Origin of the sequence: Hutsoniella sourekii ATCC 700629 (genome assembly GCF_000518205.1) — a bacterium.
Taxonomy (GTDB): Bacteria; Bacillota; Bacilli; order Lactobacillales; family Aerococcaceae; genus Hutsoniella; species Hutsoniella sourekii.
The window spans coordinates 23,602-45,097 of record NZ_JADD01000012.1 but is presented as its reverse complement, the minus strand read 5'-3'; the positions used below and the strand labels follow the sequence as shown (position 1 = coordinate 45,097).

General features: G+C 40.3%; 21 protein-coding genes. All 21 read right to left on the bottom strand.

Annotated elements, in window-relative coordinates; translation table 11 throughout:
- Nucleotides 1-107: 107 nt before the first annotated feature.
- The 21 genes from T408_RS0103325 to yycH all read right to left on the bottom strand — a co-directional run bounded on the left by T408_RS0103325 (nucleotide 108) and on the right by yycH (nucleotide 21,496).
- Nucleotides 108-1,601: a lipopolysaccharide biosynthesis protein gene (locus T408_RS0103325; RefSeq protein WP_028118689.1), complete on the bottom strand. Its 1,494-nt coding sequence runs from the start codon at nucleotides 1,599-1,601 to the stop codon at nucleotides 108-110.
- A 65-nt stretch (nucleotides 1,602-1,666) separates the two neighbouring features.
- Nucleotides 1,667-2,647, bottom strand: a complete 981-nt coding sequence (locus T408_RS0103320; protein ID WP_028118688.1) for a glycosyltransferase family 2 protein — start codon at nucleotides 2,645-2,647, stop codon at nucleotides 1,667-1,669.
- A complete protein-coding gene (locus T408_RS0103315) occupies nucleotides 2,640-3,851 on the bottom strand; it encodes an O-antigen ligase family protein (RefSeq protein ID WP_028118687.1) in 1,212 nt (403 codons plus the stop codon). The genes T408_RS0103320 and T408_RS0103315 overlap by 8 nt, the downstream gene beginning before the upstream one ends.
- A complete protein-coding gene (locus tag T408_RS11685; RefSeq protein ID WP_051444766.1) occupies nucleotides 3,844-4,827 on the bottom strand; it encodes a glycosyltransferase in 984 nt (327 codons plus the stop codon). The genes T408_RS0103315 and T408_RS11685 overlap by 8 nt, the downstream gene beginning before the upstream one ends.
- On the bottom strand, nucleotides 4,828-5,931 hold the full coding sequence (locus T408_RS11680; protein ID WP_051444765.1) for a glycosyltransferase: 1,104 nt from the start codon (nucleotides 5,929-5,931) through the stop codon (nucleotides 4,828-4,830).
- 36 nt (nucleotides 5,932-5,967) lie between these two features.
- Complete coding sequence (locus tag T408_RS0103295; protein WP_028118686.1) at nucleotides 5,968-7,107, bottom strand: glycosyltransferase family 4 protein; 1,140 nt, start codon at nucleotides 7,105-7,107, stop codon at nucleotides 5,968-5,970.
- Entirely contained in the window at nucleotides 7,107-7,745 is a 639-nt protein-coding gene (locus T408_RS0103290) for an acetyltransferase (RefSeq protein WP_211230824.1), read from the bottom strand. The genes T408_RS0103295 and T408_RS0103290 overlap by 1 nt, the downstream gene beginning before the upstream one ends.
- Nucleotides 7,738-8,358, bottom strand: coding sequence for a sugar transferase (locus T408_RS0103285; RefSeq protein ID WP_028118684.1), 621 nt, complete (start codon nucleotides 8,356-8,358; stop codon nucleotides 7,738-7,740). Before T408_RS0103285 ends, T408_RS0103290 begins: the two co-directional genes overlap by 8 nt.
- Nucleotides 8,359-8,360: 2 nt before the next feature.
- On the bottom strand, nucleotides 8,361-9,470 hold the full coding sequence (locus tag T408_RS0103280) for an aminotransferase class I/II-fold pyridoxal phosphate-dependent enzyme (RefSeq protein ID WP_028118683.1): 1,110 nt from the start codon (nucleotides 9,468-9,470) through the stop codon (nucleotides 8,361-8,363).
- 33 nt (nucleotides 9,471-9,503) lie between these two features.
- The gene (locus T408_RS0103275; protein ID WP_035419973.1) at nucleotides 9,504-10,304 is read right to left on the bottom strand and encodes a tyrosine-protein phosphatase; all 801 of its coding nucleotides are present in this window, start codon (nucleotides 10,302-10,304) and stop codon (nucleotides 9,504-9,506) included.
- A complete protein-coding gene (locus tag T408_RS0103270) occupies nucleotides 10,304-11,029 on the bottom strand; it encodes a CpsD/CapB family tyrosine-protein kinase (RefSeq protein ID WP_028118681.1) in 726 nt (241 codons plus the stop codon). Before T408_RS0103270 ends, T408_RS0103275 begins: the two co-directional genes overlap by 1 nt.
- 8 nt (nucleotides 11,030-11,037) lie before the next feature.
- Nucleotides 11,038-11,799 carry a YveK family protein gene (locus tag T408_RS0103265; protein ID WP_028118680.1) on the bottom strand — a complete coding sequence of 254 codons (762 nt, stop codon included), beginning with the start codon at nucleotides 11,797-11,799 and terminating at the stop codon, nucleotides 11,038-11,040.
- A gap of 168 nt (nucleotides 11,800-11,967) precedes the next feature.
- Nucleotides 11,968-12,243, bottom strand: a complete 276-nt coding sequence (locus T408_RS0103260) for a FliH/SctL family protein (protein ID WP_028118679.1) — start codon at nucleotides 12,241-12,243, stop codon at nucleotides 11,968-11,970.
- Between the two features lie 23 nt (nucleotides 12,244-12,266).
- Nucleotides 12,267-12,548: a FliH/SctL family protein gene (locus T408_RS0103255; RefSeq protein WP_028118678.1), complete on the bottom strand. Its 282-nt coding sequence runs from the start codon at nucleotides 12,546-12,548 to the stop codon at nucleotides 12,267-12,269.
- A gap of 23 nt (nucleotides 12,549-12,571) precedes the next feature.
- Nucleotides 12,572-12,889 (bottom strand): hypothetical protein, encoded by a 318-nt coding sequence (locus T408_RS0103250; RefSeq protein ID WP_028118677.1) that lies wholly within the window; start codon nucleotides 12,887-12,889, stop codon nucleotides 12,572-12,574.
- Nucleotides 12,890-12,942: 53 nt separating this feature from the next.
- Nucleotides 12,943-13,539 (bottom strand): PD-(D/E)XK nuclease family transposase, encoded by a 597-nt coding sequence (locus tag T408_RS0103245; protein WP_028118676.1) that lies wholly within the window; start codon nucleotides 13,537-13,539, stop codon nucleotides 12,943-12,945.
- Nucleotides 13,540-14,337: 798 nt separating this feature from the next.
- Entirely contained in the window at nucleotides 14,338-15,780 is a 1,443-nt protein-coding gene (locus T408_RS10715; RefSeq protein WP_084543890.1) for a S1C family serine protease, read from the bottom strand.
- Nucleotides 15,781-15,966: 186 nt separating this feature from the next.
- A complete protein-coding gene (locus tag T408_RS0103235) occupies nucleotides 15,967-16,818 on the bottom strand; it encodes an MBL fold metallo-hydrolase (protein ID WP_084543889.1) in 852 nt (283 codons plus the stop codon).
- 173 nt (nucleotides 16,819-16,991) lie between these two features.
- A complete protein-coding gene (locus T408_RS0103230) occupies nucleotides 16,992-18,986 on the bottom strand; it encodes a DUF2207 domain-containing protein (protein ID WP_157060750.1) in 1,995 nt (664 codons plus the stop codon).
- A gap of 249 nt (nucleotides 18,987-19,235) precedes the next feature.
- Complete coding sequence (locus tag T408_RS0103225) at nucleotides 19,236-20,087, bottom strand: two-component system regulatory protein YycI (protein ID WP_028118673.1); 852 nt, start codon at nucleotides 20,085-20,087, stop codon at nucleotides 19,236-19,238.
- On the bottom strand, nucleotides 20,087-21,496 hold the full coding sequence (gene yycH, locus T408_RS0103220; protein ID WP_028118672.1) for a two-component system activity regulator YycH: 1,410 nt from the start codon (nucleotides 21,494-21,496) through the stop codon (nucleotides 20,087-20,089). Before yycH ends, T408_RS0103225 begins: the two co-directional genes overlap by 1 nt.

Genomic DNA, 21,496 nt, shown 5'->3' with positions numbered 1-21,496 from the left:
TCCTCTTATTTTATAGTTATAAAAACTTGTAAAAAACTTTAATGGTTCAAATTAATTGATGTACAGTAAAATATTAATTTGAACCAATATAATTTCAATATGCCTCATTAATAATCTTTTAATAGTTGTAATATATTATCTTTAAAAAACATTAAATTAATAATTAATATTATCACGATATGATGTAAGCCAAGAATAATAGCGGTTATAATCCATTGAAAAAAATTATCTGATTTAATATTTATAAAATTGGCTGAAAAATATAGGATGAATAAAGATATTACATCAATAAAAGCCTGCTTCAAAAATATAGACAATGGCCTATAGATTAGATTGTTCCGTAAATAATTCACAAGGTATAAGGTTCGGTAACTTACAGCTATTAAAGTTCCGATAGCTACGCCTATTAGACCAAATTGGTTAACTAGTACTATAGAAATTACTACATTTAGAGTAGCTTCGATTATAGCACTATTTTGAGTCTGTTTAAAATGTCCTCCTGCAAGTACTATTGAGCTATAGGGTAATCTTAGGCAAAATACCATTTGAGCTAGCACAATAAATAATGCAAATAAGGGCTGCTCATAATTAACATCATTTACTCCTTTAGTATATAGGTGAATAAATGGAATAATTAGATTTAGTGTCATTGAAAATAGTAAAACAATTATCGTATGTGATATCCACTCAATCTTATTTAAAAATTCAAGAGCCTCTTTCACATTATCTCTAGCTAAATAATGACCAAAGAAAGATTGCAATCCAGATCCTAGGGACATCACTAATTGTTTTAGGCCGTTAACCACTAAATTATATATAGTATATATGGATACACTTTCTAACGTTGAAAAAACAGTCAGTACAATTATATCCGTACTATCTAATACCACATAAGCTATATGTTGGGCCATTCCATTCCATTTTTGGGGGATAGAATTAGAAGTAAATTTTTCTTTCAGTGAAATTTGGTAATGTTTACTCACATAATATTTTAAAAATAATGGTCTTAATAAAAATACAAAAGCTGAAATAAATTTTACCGTAACAATACTAAACTTTAAGTAAATAAAAAAGACTGTTAGTGCTGTATTTAATATTACCGTTACTATACTAGCTGATATTTGAACATAATTTCTCTGGTCTGCGTTCAACAATAGTTGATTCGTTAATCCAAAGTAAAATTGGGAAAATTGACTAATTGACATTGCAATTATAAGTAAGCCAGTACTAATATCATTCAGAGGGCTGTTTATAATGTTTGGAAATAGAACTAATAAAATGATCACGTAAATAATTAAAATCGCTGCTATTTTTTTAAAATAAGACTGAGCAGCGCTTAGAATTTCACTTATTAAATTCATATTCGATTCATATAATGGTTTATAAAGTGCAGACTGTACGACCGATCCGACTCCTAGTTCTAAAAAATTTATAACAGATAAAAATTGCGATACAGAGGCTTGGAGTCCGTTTGTTTCTGAACCATAAAACTTAAGTATAAATCTAGGAATTATTAGCCCAGATATGATGACTACCGCCTGATAAACAAGTGCAGCTACGGAATTAAATTTTAAATTATTTAAATTTGATGTACTTCCCATACCATTTAACCTCTGCTTATTTTATATTGAGCTTATTGTTGTTCTCGTAATAAAGACAAATAATTTTACGCAAAATGAAGTTTCCGAATAATTTTAGAGATAGAATTACTCATATAAATTGGATGAAGAAAAAGCTTTAGTTTAGTTTTAGTCAGAATATGTTGTAAATTAACTACCTTCGATAAATCTACCTTTTTCATGGAAGTGTAAAGTATATCCCCAGTCAATTTTCTCTCTTGATCATCCTCAATGAGTGGAACTTTGGAATATTGTAAATAGTAATGTTGTAACTTTAGAGTCTCCCAATTCATTACTTCCTCAATTCCATTATCTTTAAGAAAGTCTTCAGCATTTTCTATTGAATTGACTATATCCGCTATTTTACTAGAATAAGAATGGCTAATACTATTTTCTCTTAAATAATATTTATAAACAAATTCTTCCATCGTAATAATTTTTTTGCAAAAAGGTAGGTACTTTAAATAGAAATTTAAATCTTGACCTATTTTTAAATCAGAAAAATAAATGTCATTATCGATTAGAATTTCCTTTAAAATGATTTTATTACCCGGTAGTGGTTTCATCATTATTAAATCAGAGATACTATGATACGAATTAGTATAAGTTTCATTATCATAAATCATCGAGGTTTTTATATTGAAATCCTGATCAACTACTTTTACAGATCCTATCAATAGATCTGGACTTTGATCTTTTAACTTGTTACCTATATGCTTTAAACTATCTTTTGCTAAATTATCGTCAGCATCTACGAAATAAACATATTTCCCTCTTGAATTCCTTAAACCGTAATTTCTCGCTTTTGGTGCTCCAGAGTTTTCTTGTTGCAATAGTATAATTCTATCATCATATCTTCGATAACTTTTAACTATTTTAACAGAATTATCAGTAGATCCATCATCGACAACTATGACTTCTACTTGAAAGTCTACGTTCTGATAAATAATAGATTTAAGTAGTGATTGAATGAAGCTTTCTGAATTATACATAGGTATTATAATCGATAGAAAAACCTCTTTAACCATTAGTCATCTTCCCTTCATTACGATAAATCTTCTGCGAGAACATCAACGTTCCGACAATATTATATAAAATCATAACTGGATTTTTTTGAAACGCACCAAAAATACTTTCAGCCATACCTAATACAAGAAAGCATATTGTAAAGGATAAAGGATAAAGAGAATAAGTATTTTTTTTAAGTTTAATAGCAAATTTGAACGACAGATATAAAACTAAAGCAAAGAATACAATTTGGAGTATTACTGCCACCCAACCATAATAGCCAAGTGTTTGGATAAAAATATTATGCCCCTCAATTCCAACATCATTTAGGAAATAATTTTCTCCATGCCCGAATAATCTAGAGTCATCAAGTACTAAATTCCAAATAACATCACGTTTTGATAATAACAGATCATTCGAAATCGTCGATTTAAATTTAAGGAATATTGAATTGTAGAAGATATCCTGGAAAAAGTAATATAAAATCCCTGAAAAAATAATTAATGGGAAAATCCACTTATAAATCTTGTGAAGATTTTCAAAAATTAAGACTGTCGATATCGGAATTAAAAAGAAGATAAATGATAACAAAACTGTTCTACTACCTGAAGCAAGCATACACCATATACTTAAAAACAGAATTAAAACAAAATAAATAATATTTTTTTCTTTATTTTTAATTTTATCATAAATAAGATAAACACTACTAAACGTTGCCTGCAAAGCAATTATACCGAAAGTATTTGGGTTAGCAGTGATTCCTTTATAAGCAATAGAATCTGATATAGATTGATTACTAATTAAAATGATAAATATTATAAAGTAAAAATTTGAGTATAAGGTAGCTTTATTAATTTCCTTCAATGGATCAAATAGACTATTTGGAATAATTAGGAAAAGAGCAACAGGGATGAAAATCAAGTAAATAAAGCCGTTTAATGAAACTTCACCGTTAACAGTTGACGAAAGAAGCACAACAAAAGAAAATGAAAACCAAATAATTGTTATAAGCTTTTGAATTGAAGATTTAAGAATGGGTATCTTTCCACGGTTCACCTGATAATAGCGAAAAGAAAAGTACAATAATGATATTAAAGTTAAAGCAAATTGACACAAAATTTTATATTTTGTAGGAAAATATGCCTTATCAACAGTAGTAATTGTAAATCCCAAATAAAATATAGTTAGGAAAAAAACATTTAGTTTGTTAGTATATTTAGCCATTTTTCCCTCCTATTGTTTCTCTCTTTTTAAGTGAATAAAAATATATTTTCAATCTTTGTAAAAATAAAGACCTAAATATTCGATCTGATACAATCAACATAAAATAATTAAATATTGCCTTTGTGTAGTTTTTATTAACTTTAGCTAAAGATGCTTTGTTTAAGAAAGACATCGATCTTTTCTCTTTTTCTTCGGTGTAACCTTGAAGATAACGACTTAGATATCTACTTTGATTCTCTATTGAAAATGAATCCTTAAAATCAGAATTGCTAACTCTTTCAAGATATAAGTCTCTAGCATACATGGCACTAATAATTTGTTTAATTTGGTTACCCATAGTTATACCATCAGGATTTTCTCTAACTTGCATTAATACTTCTTTTGTTCTATAAATTATTCCTCCTGCACTGATAATTCTTAACAAAAGATCATAATCCTCTGCATAAAATAAATCCCTATAGCTTCCGATTTTATTTAAAGCTGACTTTTTTACTAAAAATGAACTGTGAGGTATTGAGTTTTTGATGAGCAAATTTGTGTTAACCGCACCCTGAAGATCATCGCTTGATCCTTTCCTAATTATATTACCTTCTAAATCTATTCTTTGATAGTTTAATCCTATAAGATCATAATCATATTTGGTTATGAGATCAAATTGTACTTGAAAACGATTTTCAAAAGATATGTCATCCGCATCCATTCTTAAAATATAATTTGTATTACATAGTTTTATACCTCTTCGTAAAGTTTCATGTAATCCTAAATTTTCAGGATTTGTAATGAGGATTATCCTGCTGTCATTCTTATCATATTCTTTTAACAGATCACTAATTCTTGAACTATTTGGATTATCATTAATTAAAATAAATTCAAAATCAGTAAATGTTTGATTTAAGATTGAATCTACTGCCTGTCGAATCAAGTAAGTCTCTTCATTATAGACTGACATTAATACAGATATTTTAGGCTCTCCCATCTATATCTCCTTTTCAATTTTAGTATTAATAGTCTCATAAACATTTAAAATTTTCTCTGAAAAAACATCTAAGTCATAAGATGTACCTTGCATTTGTGAACCTACATTCCCTATACTAAGCAAATATTTAATTTTTTCAATAACGTCGTTAAAATCATCATTTAAGTTAAACTCTAGATAGTTCTTATTAACTTTAGATTGATTATCAATTGTATCGCTCGCTAAGATAGGCGTTCCTACTGCCTGATTCTCTAACAAAACCAATGGTAAGCCTTCATAAAGACTCGGCATAATAAATATGTCAAACAGCCCTAACAGCTCCTCTACATCATCCCTATAACCCAAAAAATGTACTTGTTCATTAAGGTTGTTTCGATAAACTTTAGATTCTACTTTGTCTTTAAGTGGTCCATCACCTATCAATACAATTTCAAATTGTAAACTTGTTTCTTTATTTAACGATAGTAATAAATCAATTAGATATTCCTGGTTCTTTACTTTCGTAAATCCGCCAACATTGCCAATGACTATTGCCTCTGGATTATTTATGAATAGGTTTATCTTTTTACGACCTAAATTATAATTTTCTTTATACTTTTCAATATTAATTCCGTTCAATAGTAGTGAGAAGTTACTTCTACCGAACATCCAGTGTCCAGCTGCTTCTGAACAAGCAATATTAAATGATTGACCATATCGTCGGTGATAATATCTAATGCATCGATGAGCACAATTTAATAGTAACGAACGGGAACTCGAATTATGACTATGAATTAGTATTGGTATATTTAATTTATTAGCTAATTGAATAGGTTGATAATAATTTAGTGAGCCACAATAAAAATGTATCAAATCGATTTTATTTTGATTATCTTCCAGGTAATTTTTTAAATACCTATAATGGGATAAATAATTCCGTAAATTATACTTAGGTGCCTGAATGACTTCGATACCCAGGCTATCTAACTCGGATTCAAAAAAATTTTGATCTGTTTTTATCATTATTTTGTGGTTTACTTTCTCATGAGTCTTTTGGATAGTATCCATTAGTACGCGCTCGACTCCACCAGCACCCAAATTATTAATTATATTTAATACATTCATGTTATCCCCAACTCTAATACTTTTATTGAATATAATTCAAATTTCTGAGTAGATATTCTTCATTTGTTTATTCACAACAGACTTGTCAAATTTTCTAACTTTATCTTGATTATAAATACCCATTTGTTCTCTTAACTGTTTATCTGATGATAGTTGATTTAAATACATCATATATTGATCTCCTGTATTATCTTTTGATATAAACCCACCTTTACTTTGATCAATTAAATCACTATTTCCTCTAATATTTGAAACTATACAAGGAAGTCCAACTGCCATCGCTTCCATTAAAGCTACTGGAAGTCCTTCTTGTAATGAAGGAAAAGCAAATATATCTGACACAGATAAATATTCTGCAATATTTTCTCTGTATCCTAATAAAAATACTTGTTCTTCTAAGTTAAGTTCTTTAATTAAAGTTTCTAACTTGGAACGAAGCTCTCCTTCTCCTATAATTAAATATTTTAAATGAGGATTATTTAGACGGTGTATAGCATTAATTATTGAAGAATGATTTTTACGAGAAGAAAGTTGCCCAACACTAATGATGACACAGTCCGTCTCATAAATCCTATAATTTCGAAGAAACATTCTTGTCATTAAAGATTTTTTTGAAAATTTCATTATATCTATGCCAATGCCATTTATTTTCTCTACATCAGTTACATTGCTAAGCTTTTTTTTAGCAAATTGATAATCCTCGTCATTTATGGTTATCAGTAAATCTGTGTACTTCGCAAATAATCTCTCTATTGGATAATAAAGTATCCAATTTTTTAACGGTGCTCCTTTAAAAAAGTGAAATCCATGTGCTGTATATATAACCTTTGTGTTTGTGTCCTTAAATGCTAATCTACAGATCACAGAGCCTATCGGTGAGTGGCAATGAACAATGTCATAATTTTTTCTAGTTAAACTTTTTGTCTGTTCATAAGAATCTATAATATCTCTAAAACGACTGATAGATCTTGGAATGGGTATATGATAATATTTTACATCTAAGATCTCTAATTCCTTTTTGAACTCCATAACTCTTTCGTCTGAAGTAATGCTACCTTCTTCAAAATTGCAAGCAACATCAACTTCATAACCAAGATTCTGTAAAATATTTATATTATCCATATTAAATAGATCAATCATTGATGCAACAGATGCATAAATTAAAGCTTTCTTCATTAGACTTCTGATCCTTTCAATGCTCTAACTGGCTGTCCTATATAAGTACTAGATAAGGTAAGATTTTTCAAAACAAGTCCTTGGGCTCCTATTATGCAATCTTCTGCAATATTAACATTATTTTTGACTACACTTACTAAACCTAGCCAACTCCTATCTCCTATTTCAACAGTGCCACCAAGTGTAACACCTGGAGATAAATGCACAAAATCTCCTATCTTATTATCGTGATCAATCGAAACATTTGAATTGACGATACATCCCCTACCAATTATTGTTGATGCATTGACAACAGCTCCAGCTATTACAACTGTTCCTTCACCTATTAAAGAATACTTGGATATTATAGCGGACGGGTGAATTATTGTGGCTATTTGACAACCTGCTTTTTCTAATTTACTTTGAATTTTCTCACGTGTTCTATTGTCCCCAATCGCTACAATCCATTCACTATCTACAATTTCTTTTTTTAGTACATCTTCAAGTGATCCTATAACTTTACAATCATTGATGATAGTTCCCCATAGTTCCTCTCGATCATCTAAGAAATAAATTTGAGACCATTTGTTCATTAACTGGGCGGCCTCAGCGACAACTTTCCCATGACCTCCAGCACCAATAATATATAGACTACTCATCATTATCATTTCCTTCAAATGGCATCATTGTTGCGACTTGATCATTGGATACACCCTCTTTAGATACAACGACTTTTATCGTATCTAATAGAATGCGTATATCCATTTGCCAATTCAAATTATCAACATATTGCACATCATAGCGAAATCGATCCGCCCAGGTAGTTGCGTTACGACCATTAACTTGGGCAAGCCCTGTTAATCCAGGTCTCACTTTATGACGCTTTCTTTGTTCTTGATTATAGAGGGGGAGATAGGATTCTAATAGTGGTCTAGGCCCGACAAAACTCATATCGCCCTTCAAGATATTCCATAGTTCAGGCAATTCATCCAAAGAGGTACTTCTTAACGCTCTACCAAATGACGTGAGACGCTCAGAATCTGGTAAAAGATTGTCATATTCATCTCGAGCATCTGTCATCGAGCGAAACTTATACATTCTAAATATTTGTTCATCCTTACCTGGGCGCCTCTGAGAGAAGATGATAGGTGAACCTAAATTAGTACGCACCAAGATCGCAATAACTAACAAGAGAGGTAGCAATATTACTAATGCTACCCCCGAAATTACTATATCTATCATTCGTTTAAAATATTTCTCATAGAGGTTCATTTTTAACTCCAAAACTTTCGAACTACTTGAATCACACGATCAATTTCCTCATCTGTCATTTTACTATCAGAAGGTAAACACAAGCCCTTATCAAATAGGTATTGTGAATATCCCTTACCAATGAAGTCATAGTCTTTGAAGACTGGTTGCATATGCATGGGTTTCCAGATTGGACGAGATTCAATATTTTCAGCTGCTAGCGCTTCAATTATATCATTAGGTCGGATTGTATCCGAATCGATGATAATCGCGCTCAACCAATAATTGGCTCGCTCATTTTCCTTTTCCGTAATCATTGTGATCTCACTAATATCGCTAAAGGCCTCTTGGTAACGGTAGAAGATATGGCGTTTTTGTTGGACGCGTTCTTCCAGTACCTTCAATTGGCCACGTCCAATACCCGCACAAATATTACTTAGACGATAATTATAGCCGATATCCTTATGTTCATAATGCAGAACCGGCTCACGAGCTTGAGTGGCCCAATAACGGGCTTTGGCGATTCCATCCTTGTGATTGGAAACTAGCATGCCTCCACCAGAGGTTGTGATAATCTTATTTCCATTAAAGGAATAAATTCCATAATCGCCGAATGTTCCTGTCCATTGGTCATGATAGATAGTCCCTAAGCTTTCAGCTGCATCTTCAATCAGTGGAACATTATATTCTTGGCATAAGCTTTTAATCTCGTCAATCTTAGCTGATACGCCGTAAAGATGAACAGCAAGCACAGCCTTAGCTTGGTATTTCTCTAATGCTTGACGCAATAATTCCGGATCCATATTCCAAGATCCGGGTTCAGAGTCAATAAAGACAGGAGTAGCTTTCTCATAGAGTACTGGATTTACTGTAGCGGCAAAGGTTAGATCCTGAACTAAGACTGTATCTCCTTGCTTAACACCACAAGCTTTGAGGGCCAAGTGAATCGCTGCCGTACCTGAAGATAAGGCAAGGCCACTTTCAATGCCTACCATCTCCGTTAATTCATGTTCAAATTCATCTACATTCTTTCCTAAAGGAGCAATCCAATTTGTATCGAAAGCTTCCTTAATATATTCTTTTTCGAAACCTTGATCACTCATATGAGGTGATGATAGAAATATTCGTGACATGAGCTAGTTCTTTCTGTCTTTAACTACGTCTCTCTACTTCAAAAACTGCCAGAAGGCTTTCTTCTGGTTTTTCTTTTTCCTATGAACGGGCTGGGTTCTTTGGACCGGTGCGACTTCAACAGGGTCACCATTGATTACCGCACGGGCAACTTGCTTGAAGCTGGCTACTTTGTCTGATCCGTATGTATCTTCTAAGACTTGATAGGCGGCCCGGGTATCGAAGGGACGCCAGTCGGGATGGTGGACATCGGATGATAAGAAGTGAACCAATCCCCGGTTGATCATTTCTCTGGAGACAGCTTCGACTTCGGGTCCCATCCGGCCAGCCAGTGATCCATTGGTTAATTGTCCCAGACAACCTCTTTCAATCAGACTGGCATAGTAGTCCAAGTCTTTCTGGAAGTTGTGTTGGCGCTCGGGGTGAGCAATCACTGGGGTGGAGCCTTGATCAATCAAGGCTTGCAGGACGTCCTCAGTACATGCCGGAATCTCCCGGGTCGGGAATTCAATCAAGTAATAACGTCCGCCACCATCCAAGGACAAGAGTTGACCCGCATAGAGTTCATCCAAGAAAGCCTCTGTTAAGCGAATCTCTTGGGCAGGATAGACCTTCAGCGGAATCCCCGCTTGGTCATAAGCCGCTTGCAAGGCCTGAGTGGCTTGAACCACACCGGGGCCTGGATTAACGAATTGACGGTTATTGTGGTGGGGGGTTAAGACTAGGTGTTCAATCCCTTCTTCAACCGCCAAGCGGGCTAGAGTCAAGGACGCTTCCAGGTCCTTGGCCCCATCATCCACTCCTGGTAAGAGGTGACTATGTAAGTCAATAATCATTAGAGATCTTCTCCATAAGCATAGGCATAATATTCGCTAGCGGAACTTGCATCGACTCCGTTGGTGATGCAACCTAAGATGTTGGCGTTGACATTGTTCAAGGTCTCAACGGCATGTCTCACTTCGCCTTCCAAGACATAATCTTGCCGCATCACGAAGACCACACCATCTACCTTGGCGGCCATAATCTGGGCATCTGTTACGGCAGTTAGTGGAGAGACGTCATAGATAATAACATCAAAGTATTGTTCCAAGGCACTCATCAAGCTGGTCATTCGAGCAGAGTTCAAGAGCTCGGCCGGGTTAGGTGGGACCGGTCCGGAAGACAAGATACTCAAGCCTAATTCTGGTAGGCGGTGGATGATCTGGTTAATATCCGCTTCCCGGTCAGAGAGTAAGGTCGAGAGGCCTTGGCTATTGTCTAGGGCGAAGGTCCGGTGAACGGTTGGCTTACGTAAGTCAGAGTCTACGAGTAGGACATTCTGACCGTTCTGGGCCATAACGTTGGCCAGGTTGGCTGCTACCATGGACTTTCCTTCACCTGGAATACTGGATGTAACCAAGATCGACTTCAACTTGGTGTCCAAGCGGGCGAACTGAATGTTGGTTCGAACGGTCCGGAATTGTTCACTGATTACGGATTTGGGCTCATAATAGGTAATGAGAGGTGCCCCTTGGAGTTGTTCTTTTTCTAAGCTGTTTCTGTTTTTGCTAAATAATCCCATCTTATCACCTAAATTCTACGTTTATTGTCAGCACGCGACATGTTGTTAGCCATGCGGTTATCACGCACTTCGCTCTTAGTTAAGGCACAGATCTCGCCCAGGTTGACGAGTCCGAGTGTCTGGATGAAGTCGCTGTCGCGAACCGTGGTATCAGACATCTCACGGAAGAGTGCAATCATCAGGCTCAATCCAGCACCGAGAACCGCCCCAATCAAGCCATAGAGGATCCGGTTGGGTGATACGGGGTTCTCGTTGAAGGTCGCTGGCGAGAGGACATAGATACTAGAGATATCTTCGCCGTATACTTCGGTTAAGGTCTCTTCGAAGACTTGGATCACAGATTCCACCACTTGTTGAGAGAGTGTTGGTGAAGTAGTGACTGCTTCAACGTTGAAGGCCTGAGAGTTCGGCTCTTGTTCGACACTGATTGCTCCCTTAAGGTCAGCTAGACTGATATTACCCTCGACTTGTTGGCTGACTTCATTGAGGACGGAGTCAGACTTAATCATATCGCTATAAGTGTTGATCAAGGCCACGTTAGTCTGGATATCGTTGTATTGAATTTGCTGGTCGGGCATGTTGTTGCGGGTCGCAGGGGCAGCTGACTGTTGGTTAACTAACAGCTGAGCCTGGGAACTGTATTTGTTGGATACAAGGAACATGGCAACCAGGACACCAATCGCTCCAGCAATGAGGGTGGTGCCGATAATGGCTCCCAAATGCTTACGTAACATTTGGAAGATTTCTAATAAGCTTACTTCTTCTTGCATAATTTCTCCTTTAGAATTTTAATATAATTTTATCAATTATTATTGTAGCAGAGTCCTTAAATGTTTGCATTAGTTTTTGGGGAGATTCTGGCAAGCCCCTCATCTCCCTCCCATATAAAATAGACGGGCACCTGGCTGGTAGGTACCCGTCTAGTGGCTGGCTGAGGGTTAAGAGGATGAATCGGCTAGTAAGGAGAGGCTGTTGGCGATGGCCGATTCTGTCACGTCGTAGAGGTCGGCGATTTGACTGTGGGTGAGGCCTTTTTGCAGTAAGTGTTGGTAGCTGCGCGCTTGGCCCAGGGCCAGGCCTTCTGATAGGCCTTGGGTAAGGCCCTGTGCAAGACCCTGTTCCAGGCCTTGTTCATGGCTTTCCTTGATCCGAAGTTCCACGTCCACTAGGAAGGATCTTAAGTTAGCTTGACGGTATTCTTCTTGAGTAATCATCTGAAGTTCCTCCTATGGGCTAGCTAGTTTTTGAGGGTGGATTGACTGAGGAGCGACAAGCTGGATGATACTTCTGATTCTGTCACGTCGTACAGGTCAGCAATTTGACTGGGGGTGAGGCCTTTTTGCAGTAAGTGTTGGTAGCTACGTGCTTGACCCAGGGCCAGGCCTTCTGATAGGCCTTGGGTAAGGCCCTGTGCAAGACCCTGTTCCAGGCCTTGTTCATGGCTTTCCTTGATCCGAAGTTCCATGTCCACCAGGAAGGATTTTAGGTTGGCTTGGCGGTATTCTTCTTGAGTAATCATCTGAAGTTCCTCCTATGGGCTAGCTAGTTTTTAAGGGTGGAGTGATTGAGGAGCGACAGGCTGGATGATACTTCTGATTCTGTCACGTCGTAGAGGTCGGCGATTTGAATGGGGGTGAGACCTTTTTGCAGTAAGTGCTGGTAGCTGCGCGCTTGGCCCAGGGCTAGGCCTTTTGATAGGCCTTGGGTAAGGCCTGCTTCCATACCTTTTTGGACGCCTTGTTCTAGACCTTGCTCAAGGCCCTGTTCCAGTCCTTGTTCATGGCTTTCCTTGACCCGAAGTTCCATGTCCACCAGGAAGGATCTTAGGTTAGCTTGACGGTATTCTTCTTGAGTGATCATTTGAAGTTCCTCCTCATTTAAGTTATGTCTTTCAATTATCCTGTAAGCTTTTTTCAGAAATTCTGGAGCATCCTGTAAGGGGGATAGGCCATTATAATAGCGCCACAGGGGGTAGAGGGGTAAACTCCCGGTATAGCAGTGATGGGCTCGCCTGTTTGTTCATCTAAAGTTCGATAGATTCGCCAAGCTGCTTGGTTTGAATGCGAGACTGAATTAGCGACAATATTGATACTGTAGACAGTTCGTAATGGCTGATAGGGATCCGTTGTCTGAACAGAATCAAGGAGCATTTTGTTTGAGTCGTCATAGTTGGCATAATAATCCGTATAGGTATTGGCTGCGTAGAAGTGTACGCGCTTGAGAAAGTTTCGAGGGGCCACGAGTTGCATTTCAATGGTTACCTGCTCACCTGTACCCGTCCTAGCTCGAACATCCACTTCGGTATGCCTCAACTTATTACCTGCCTGGGCCTGAGCTTCTTTGTAGAGTTCAATATTGTAAGGAGATAGGGGCTTGGCAGATTCGAATTGCTGATTGGTTAGGCGATTGATCATCTCGAGTAGAATTTCTTCATTACCAGGCGATGCGAGTACTTTCTTGAATAGGAGATCACTTGTGGCTAGATAGCGTGGTTCTGGGAATTGTTCCATGCGTTGATCCTCATTTCATTAGTATTATAGCATGTTTACAGGAGGAGATGAAGCCAGCCCTCCTACTATATAAATACACATTATTTTCCAAATTCCATTAAATAAATTTATTTTATACCTAGATAGATGAGGGTACTAGATACCAAATTTGTTTTGTAGCCAAAGGGAGCCGGCTTTTATACACCAAATTATTTTCATACCCAATTGAACCTGCCTTTTATACGCCAAATCTATTTCATACCCAATAGAAACAGACTTTTATACGCCAAATTTGTTTCGCACCCAATGGAAAACGGCTTTTATACACCAAAATTTTTTCGTACCCAAATGAACGATCCTTTTATATGCCAAAATATTTTCACACCCAATTGAACCCACCTTTTATACACCAAATTTTTTTCGTACCCAATTGAAGCCATCTTTTATACGCCAAATTTATTTCGTACCCAATAGAAGCCATCTTTTATACGCCAAATCTATTTCATACCCAATAGCAACAGACTTTTATACACCAAAATTTTTTCGTACCCAATAGAACAAGACTTTTATATACCAAAATTTTTTCGTACCTAATTGAACGACCCTTTTATACACCAAATTTGTTTCGTACCCAATAGAAACAGACTTTTATACGCCAAATTTATTTCGCATATAAATGCGCGTACCTATTAGGTAGCAAATCTGCTTCACACCCAATAGGCTACCTCTTCACCACCGGGTCAAGTCTCCCACTCGTCTACACGCAAAGACCCCAGCACAAGTGAGTGCTGGGGCTTGTTTTAATTTAATAATTGTTGATTACTGGTTGCCGAAGGGGTTGAAGGGGATGTAGCCTCCGTCGCCTTCGCCGTAGTAGTCGCCGCCGAATTCGCTGTAAGGGTCGCCTTCACCGTAGTAGCCTGGGTAAGGGATGAAGCCTTCGCCTCCTTCAGTGCTTTCACTGACTTCGGGTTGGTTTGCGACTTCTTGGACTTGGGTGAGTTCGACCTTGACTGTTTCTTCTTTGCCGTCACGGAGTACTTTAAGTTCGATTGTATCACCGATGTCGTGAGCAAAGAGGGCTTGTCTTAACTCAACCATGTTGGTGACTGGCTTGTCGCCGGCTCCGACTATGACATCGTATTTTTGGATGCCGGCTCGTTCAGCGTCAGAGTCTGGGTTAACTTCAGCTACGACGACACCGTCGGTTAATTCTGGGTCTAGCTTGAGGACATCTTGACGAGATTCTTTGGCAATATGAGAGAGATCCATGATAGCCACACCTAGGGCTGGTCTGGTGACTTCGCCGTTTTCTTCTAATTTTTGGACGATGCGGTTTACTTCATTGGATGGAATAGCAAAGCCCATTCCTTCAACGTCGGAAGCGCTAAGTTTGCTGGAGTTGATACCGATGAGTTGGCCGGATGAGTTGACCAAGGCGCCTCCAGAGTTACCTGGGTTGATTGCCGCATCAGTCTGGATCAATTGCATAGACCAGTCTTCCGTGCCGTCTTGGTTGGTATCAATCGGGATGTTCCGGTCTAGACCTGAGACGATCCCTTGAGTGACGGATGAGGCAAATTCTGAACCGATTGGCGAACCAATGGCAATCGCGTGGCTTCCGACCTTGATCTCGTCAGAATTAGCAAACTTCAAGGTTTCCTTGGCATATTCAGCTGGGATTGTTAGAACAGCTAAGTCGCTGATGGTATCTTGACCAACCAGCTCTGCCTTCACGTCCTGACCGTCAGCCATGGTCACTTCCACCGAGTCCGCCCCGTCAATAACATGAGCGTTGGTCACGATATAGGCCTTGTCGCCTTCAACCTTGTAGACCACACCGGACCCCGTACCATAAAGAACCGGTTGGCTCTCTGCGTCACCTAGAACGTAGCCACCGTCAGCTCCTAAAGCTGGGTAGTTCCCTGCTTGGGCAGGGTTTTGGTGGTTCTCAACCGATACAACGGCACTTTGTGTCTTCTCAACCACATTGATCAAGTTTTGCTCTGTATCAGATTGAGCTCCTTGAGTAGATTCAGTGGTTTGAGCGCTAGCTTGACTTTCTTGGCTAGTGCTTTCTTCAGCGGATTGGCTTTCTTCTTGGGCATAGCCAATGTGGTTGCCTTGCATATAATCATAAGTCAAGCCACCAGCTACTGATAAGGTCACAACGGTCCCGACCACGCCGCCGAAGACGCCTTTCCAGAATTTAGGGTTATTATTGTTGTTTTGAGGGGTTACATCTTTTATTTTCTTGTTCATAATCTGCTCCTTGTCATTTTGTATTCGTGGTAATCATTTAATTATTTCCTATGACTTAAGTCTAACATCTAAATATGAACACCTTATGAATATCTTCAGAGTTAAAATTGAGTCTAGGCTTTCATTTTATGATTTTTTGCCTCATTTAGCAAAAAATCCTAGTCTAATTCTAGACTAGGATCACTCTTACAAAGGTCTCAAGGGGGTGGCTTGGCCAGGGTCGGTCATGTTCAAGCGGAAGTCGGTGCCGACTGCAAAGTCATGGTCTTGAAGAATCATTTCCATGGACCGCATGGCGATCTCCTTGGTATTGTTGTCCCGGCTTAGGTGGCCCAAGTAGATCTCTTGGGTCTGGTTACCGATCAAGTCGGTCATCACTAGAGCCCCATCTTCATTGGATAAGTGACCCTTGTCGCTTAAGATGCGTTGCTTGAGTGACCAAGGGTAAGGGCCATAGCGCAACATCTCTACTTCATGGTTGCTTTCGATCAGGTAGGCCGTTGCATTCGATAAAAGGCCTCGTAAGCGATTGGAGACATAACCGGTATCTGTTAACATGACAAACTGCTTTTTGCCTTTCTGGAAGGCGTAGAACTGAGGGTCAATGGCATCGTGGCTCACCTGATAGGTCTGGATGTCCAAGTCTCCTAGAGTCATCAGCGTCTCTGGTTCGATAATCTGGCGGTTGTCTTCAGCGATCTTGCCTAACATACCATCCAGTTGACTCCATGTCTTAGTGTTAGCATAGACGGGCAAGTTATAGCGCCGGGAGAGCACGCCCACTCCGTGGATATGGTCCTTATGTTCATGGGTCACCAAGATGGCGTCCAGGTCCTTACCAGAGCGTCCGATCTGGGCTAATAGTTCCTCAATCTTCTTGCCGCTGAGTCCCGCATCCACCAATAGGCGGACCTGGTCAGTCTCGATATAGGTGGCATTCCCGCTAGAGCCACTCGCCAGCACCGAATAATAGATGGTGTCTGTGGCTGTAGCTACTGGTTTCTTGTATTGAATTAATGAAGGGCTCGCTTCTTGCATCGAACCACTCCTTCCTAAATGATCACTCTTAAGAGTAGCACGACCACCCACTAAAATCAAATAGATCTGCCGACCACTCAGACATTCCTCCTTAAAGTCAAAAACCATTGACAAATCAAGCCAATACTTGAGTCATCAATGGTCTTTCTTAAATGAACAATCGCTTCTAATGCTTAAAAGCCACTCATACCTGAGCCGGAACCGGAGCCGCCTCCGCCACCACTGGAGAAGCCACCCCCGAAGCCGCCTGTATTATTGCCTCTAAAGGCACCACTGGAGACGGTGGGACTTGGCGTAGCACTCTGGATGGTAGAGTGAATAGACTGGCGCATCAAGTGATGGATCAAGTATGGGTTGGTGTAGAAGCCGCGCGGTAGGGTCATGGCTTCTAATTCTGCTTGGCCATAAGTCGCATTCATGGCTTCAATCACCTTGTCAGCTACCCCTAAGGAAACTGCATAGACCAAGTACTCATCCCATAATGGCAGTGAGGCAATGGACCGCATATCAAATTGGCCAATATCATCTAACATACGGGCAAAGGCCTTCCATTCCTTCTCCATCTGGTCTTCACGAGCCGTAATAATCGGCCGCCAATAAACCATAACCAAGAGCAGAATCGCTAGGAGAACCCCTATCCCTTGAAGTACCAAGGTCACAATTCCTGCTGTCTGGGCCCACGAAGCCACGCTAGCGGGCAAGGTCGTACTGGCTAGAACAGAGGCCGTTAGGATCAGGACACCTATGTTGGCGAACAAGGCCAACCAGGCCTGACGTTGAGAGCGAGACCGCTCCAAGGTAGGCCCGCCCTTCTTGGCTTGACCCAAGACTTCAGTCGTGTTGGAGAAGCGTTCCCAGAGTCGGTTTTTTTGCTTCTTGATGGCATCCGATTGCTTGATCTGGGTCTCAATCTCCTCCAAGGTGATGGTGTCTCCTTGGACAGGTGTGACATAATCCAAGACAAAGCGTTCGTGCTTTTGAAGCGGTGGTCGTTCTTGATTAGACTTTTGCGGGAGGATCCGAATTTGGACCGTGGTCTCTCCCTTGCGGTTTAAGATCCCGCGCTTGACCCGTTCAATCTCCTCCAAGGCCAGATAGCCCTTCCTAGCTAGATCCAAGAGGGTGGCCGAGAAGTCATCGGCATTGGGCGTGGTTCTGAGAACTGCTGTTGCCATAATCGCCGGGGTTAAGTCTTCTGGTAAGTCATACTTATGTTCAGGCACATGAATCGGGTTAGGATTGAGGGCTTCTTTTTGTTGGCGGTAATAACGCCAGCCGCTCCAAAGGAGCCACCAGGCTAAGACCAGAGCCAAGAGGCTGCCACCGATTCTAGCAAGTAGAAACTGACGAAAGCTCGACCGGTCTGATTCGACTACGGCTTCTTCTTGACTAATTATCTCTTCCTTGGCCGGGCGTTCAATGACATTACTATTGTTAGGAACGAGGCTCCGCGGGAAGATCGTTCGCACTTGGACAAATTGATTGGCCGGATTGTTAGGCACAGTCACTTCCACCCAGGATTGACCGCCTTCGGTGCGCGGATAGACTTCCCCTTGCGGGGCTCCGTGACCCCATGCCCGAAAATCTTCTTTTTGAGCAACAGCCTTGGGTAGGTAGATCTTGGCATGAACATCAAAGTCGTCAGCCGTATTCTGTCCGACAATATTGCGATTCAATTCAGCTACGTCTTCATAATTGGTCACCAATTGGTTGAGCGTATAGGTGAGAACGATCTTCACTTCTTCCTTGGAAGCAGGATAGTGGACGGTAAAGACCGCTTCACTGCCATCATCATTGAGCGAGAAGGTCTCTGGCTGACCGGTAAAGTCCTCACTCATCTGGATAGCTTCTCCAGTTTCTGGATCTAGGTAACTCACTTGATAGTCACCTAGCGTTGATCCTTGATGGTCCACCACGAATTTAATCCCATTAAAGTAATCCACTTGAATCTGATAGATTTCTTGGAAGGTCACGTTCCCTTCAGCGGAAATCTTGCCTTCAATATTCACTTCCTCTAGGTCGTAACTAATCTCCCGTGTCCGATCCATGGAATTGAAATCTTCTGCTCTTACCGTTAATAATCCCATACTCAATGTCGCCATCAGAGCCCATAGGACCATTATCGACTTGAGTAAGGGGTGAATGTGTCTTCTTCTATTCCCTGTCAATTCACTCACTCCTTCAGTTTCTCAATTCTAACACTTATCAAATTGTAAATATAGCGAACATCTATTTGATTGGGCGATCATTTTCTCATCCAGCAAGTAAAAGCGGATGACAGCAACTTCCAAGCTCCTAAAATAATTTTAAAATATTTTTGCCAGCAAAATAAAAAGCCAAGTCAAGCTCCCCCGCTAGGATAGTCAAGTTACAGGGGGCTTCCTTAGCTTCAAGTCTACTTGGTTCGAATCGGATGGCTAGCTAGATGAAGGCGTCAGTGAGTTATTATTGATCACTGTCCCTCGACTGGCATCCACGTATATGTTGCGCCGGCGGCCATCTTCGCGAATATAGGTCACTTCCCAAGTAGGCGCGTAAATATTAACACTAGGTAAGGAAGTAGACCGGTAGTAAGTCAAGCGGATCCGGGTGATCTCAGACCGGTCAGGGATCAGGGTATCCACCCGGTGGTCGAGAATACGGACGGCCTCCGCTTGAGAAATAGTCGTAATGGTCTGGTCGAGCACCTTAACATCCGCTTGATAGGTCTGGCGGTAACTGATGATCTGAAAGTCTTCATTCAGATTCAGGCGCAGCTCCGCTGTTCCATCGACAATCGGATGTCCTTCAGTGGCCTCTTGACGCAAGTAGATCACCTTCTCTTCCGGCGAATAAGACATATTGCGATACTCCCCACCCGCGATAAAGAGTTCAGGTCGTAAGAGCAATTGCTCATAAATAGACTGGTAAAAGTCGTCTGAGAATTCGCCCGTCTCTTCATCAGGTCGCTCGCCTAGGCTAATCGCTTCATCAAATTCAGCCTGCAAGACACCATTCTCATCGACATCCGCGGTCTGGTTCTGCAACTGGCCGAGATTGTCTCTTAAGTAATTATTGGTCTGAGTCTGCACGATTGCTTCTTCATACTGGTTCTGGTCCAACTTGGGGTATTTGATACTCCGACTGGCCAAGTTCTCCTCCACCGAATATTCCACTGGTGTCGTTGTAGGAGCCGTGAGCCCTACTCTGGTAATCAACATCCAAGCCAAATACAAATCAAAAAACAAAAAGAAAATGACCATCAATACTTGAATTCGCTTGAAGTCCATTAGTCATCGCCTCCTTGATTGCCTCTGCCTTGGTTGATTTCGTCGTATTTTTGACGGAATTCTTGGTTTTCAATCTGATCCCAGCTGTAGACTTGTCCCTTATATTCAAAGAACCACTTAGGGACAAAGGTCGCACTCTTATTGTCATGCATTTCTTTTTGCCATTCAAAGGCTAGAAAGACATCATCAAAGGTCTCTAGGGCAAAGCCATGCTCTGCTAGGAAGTCATCAATTTCTTGAGCACTCTCTAGCTTAACTGGCTGGCTCAAGTCTGGAATGTGGGTGCGGATAATTAAGGTCGGAATCTGGAAGCGGGCAATATCCCCACCCGCATCATCCGAACGTGTATAGATCCGGTCAGTTCCATAATCAGGAATCGACTTAGCTGCATAAATAGGCAGGCCATCCAAGTAGCGACGATAATGAACAATCGTGGAACTCTGAGAGCTGATCCGCAACTGGCCAGGCCAATACTCATGCATAGCAACCGGATCAAAGGTATAGGCAATCTTCTCATGAGGCAAGCGGGTCTGAGACTTCTCTGAACCGAGGGAGTATTTCAATTCCATCCGCTGGGTTAGATTGTCCAAGGTCAAAGCCAGATCATAAGCCCGGTAAATGGTCGACCCATCCGAGAATTCACTCAACCGGTAGTCCGATTGGGGGAAGACCTTACTTAAGTATAGGTTATCTGGCAAGGACTCCAAGGTATAGGTCTCCGTCTTCTCATCTAACGTCTGAGCCGGTAAGTAGACCATCCGGTTAGCCGTCCATGCCCCAACCGCTTCTATGAAGGGCTCGTCTTGAGGTTGGATGGCTTGAAGTTGACCCAACCAGTCCGAATCATCATAACCCCTTAGCGTAAAGTAAGAATCCTTCTCACTGTTAATCAGATAGGCGGTTCCTTGAGGATGGGTTCCCCCAGTCGGGATGATCAAGCGATCCACCCGGTATTCACTCGCCTGGAGCGACTCATCCATATTAAAGAGCTGGGTCAAGTTCCCCAAATAATATTCATCCGCAAAGATAAATTGCACAAAGTCCCCTTGATAAAGACTGGCAATAAAGTCCCAATCCTCCGTCGGTTTCTCATCTTCGATCTTCAGTACCGTCGGGCTCAAGTGGGCTAAGGTCTGGTCCAGAAGCTCTTGCTGGGTCGTCTTGGCGATATAACCGTCCTTGCTGACGATTAGATCCGTCGGCTTAACCGTATCCTCAAAAGTTAGAGAAGTAGATTGGTAAAATTCTGAAGGCGAATTCACATCATTAATCATCGCCGTCTGCTGTTGGTCGGATTGATTCAAGATGGCTCGAAAGTTCTCGATACCATAGAGTAGAACATAAGTTAAAAAGACACTCAGACTCACTACCAACACTAATAGTCCGGTGACGAATCGATTCATCTTCAT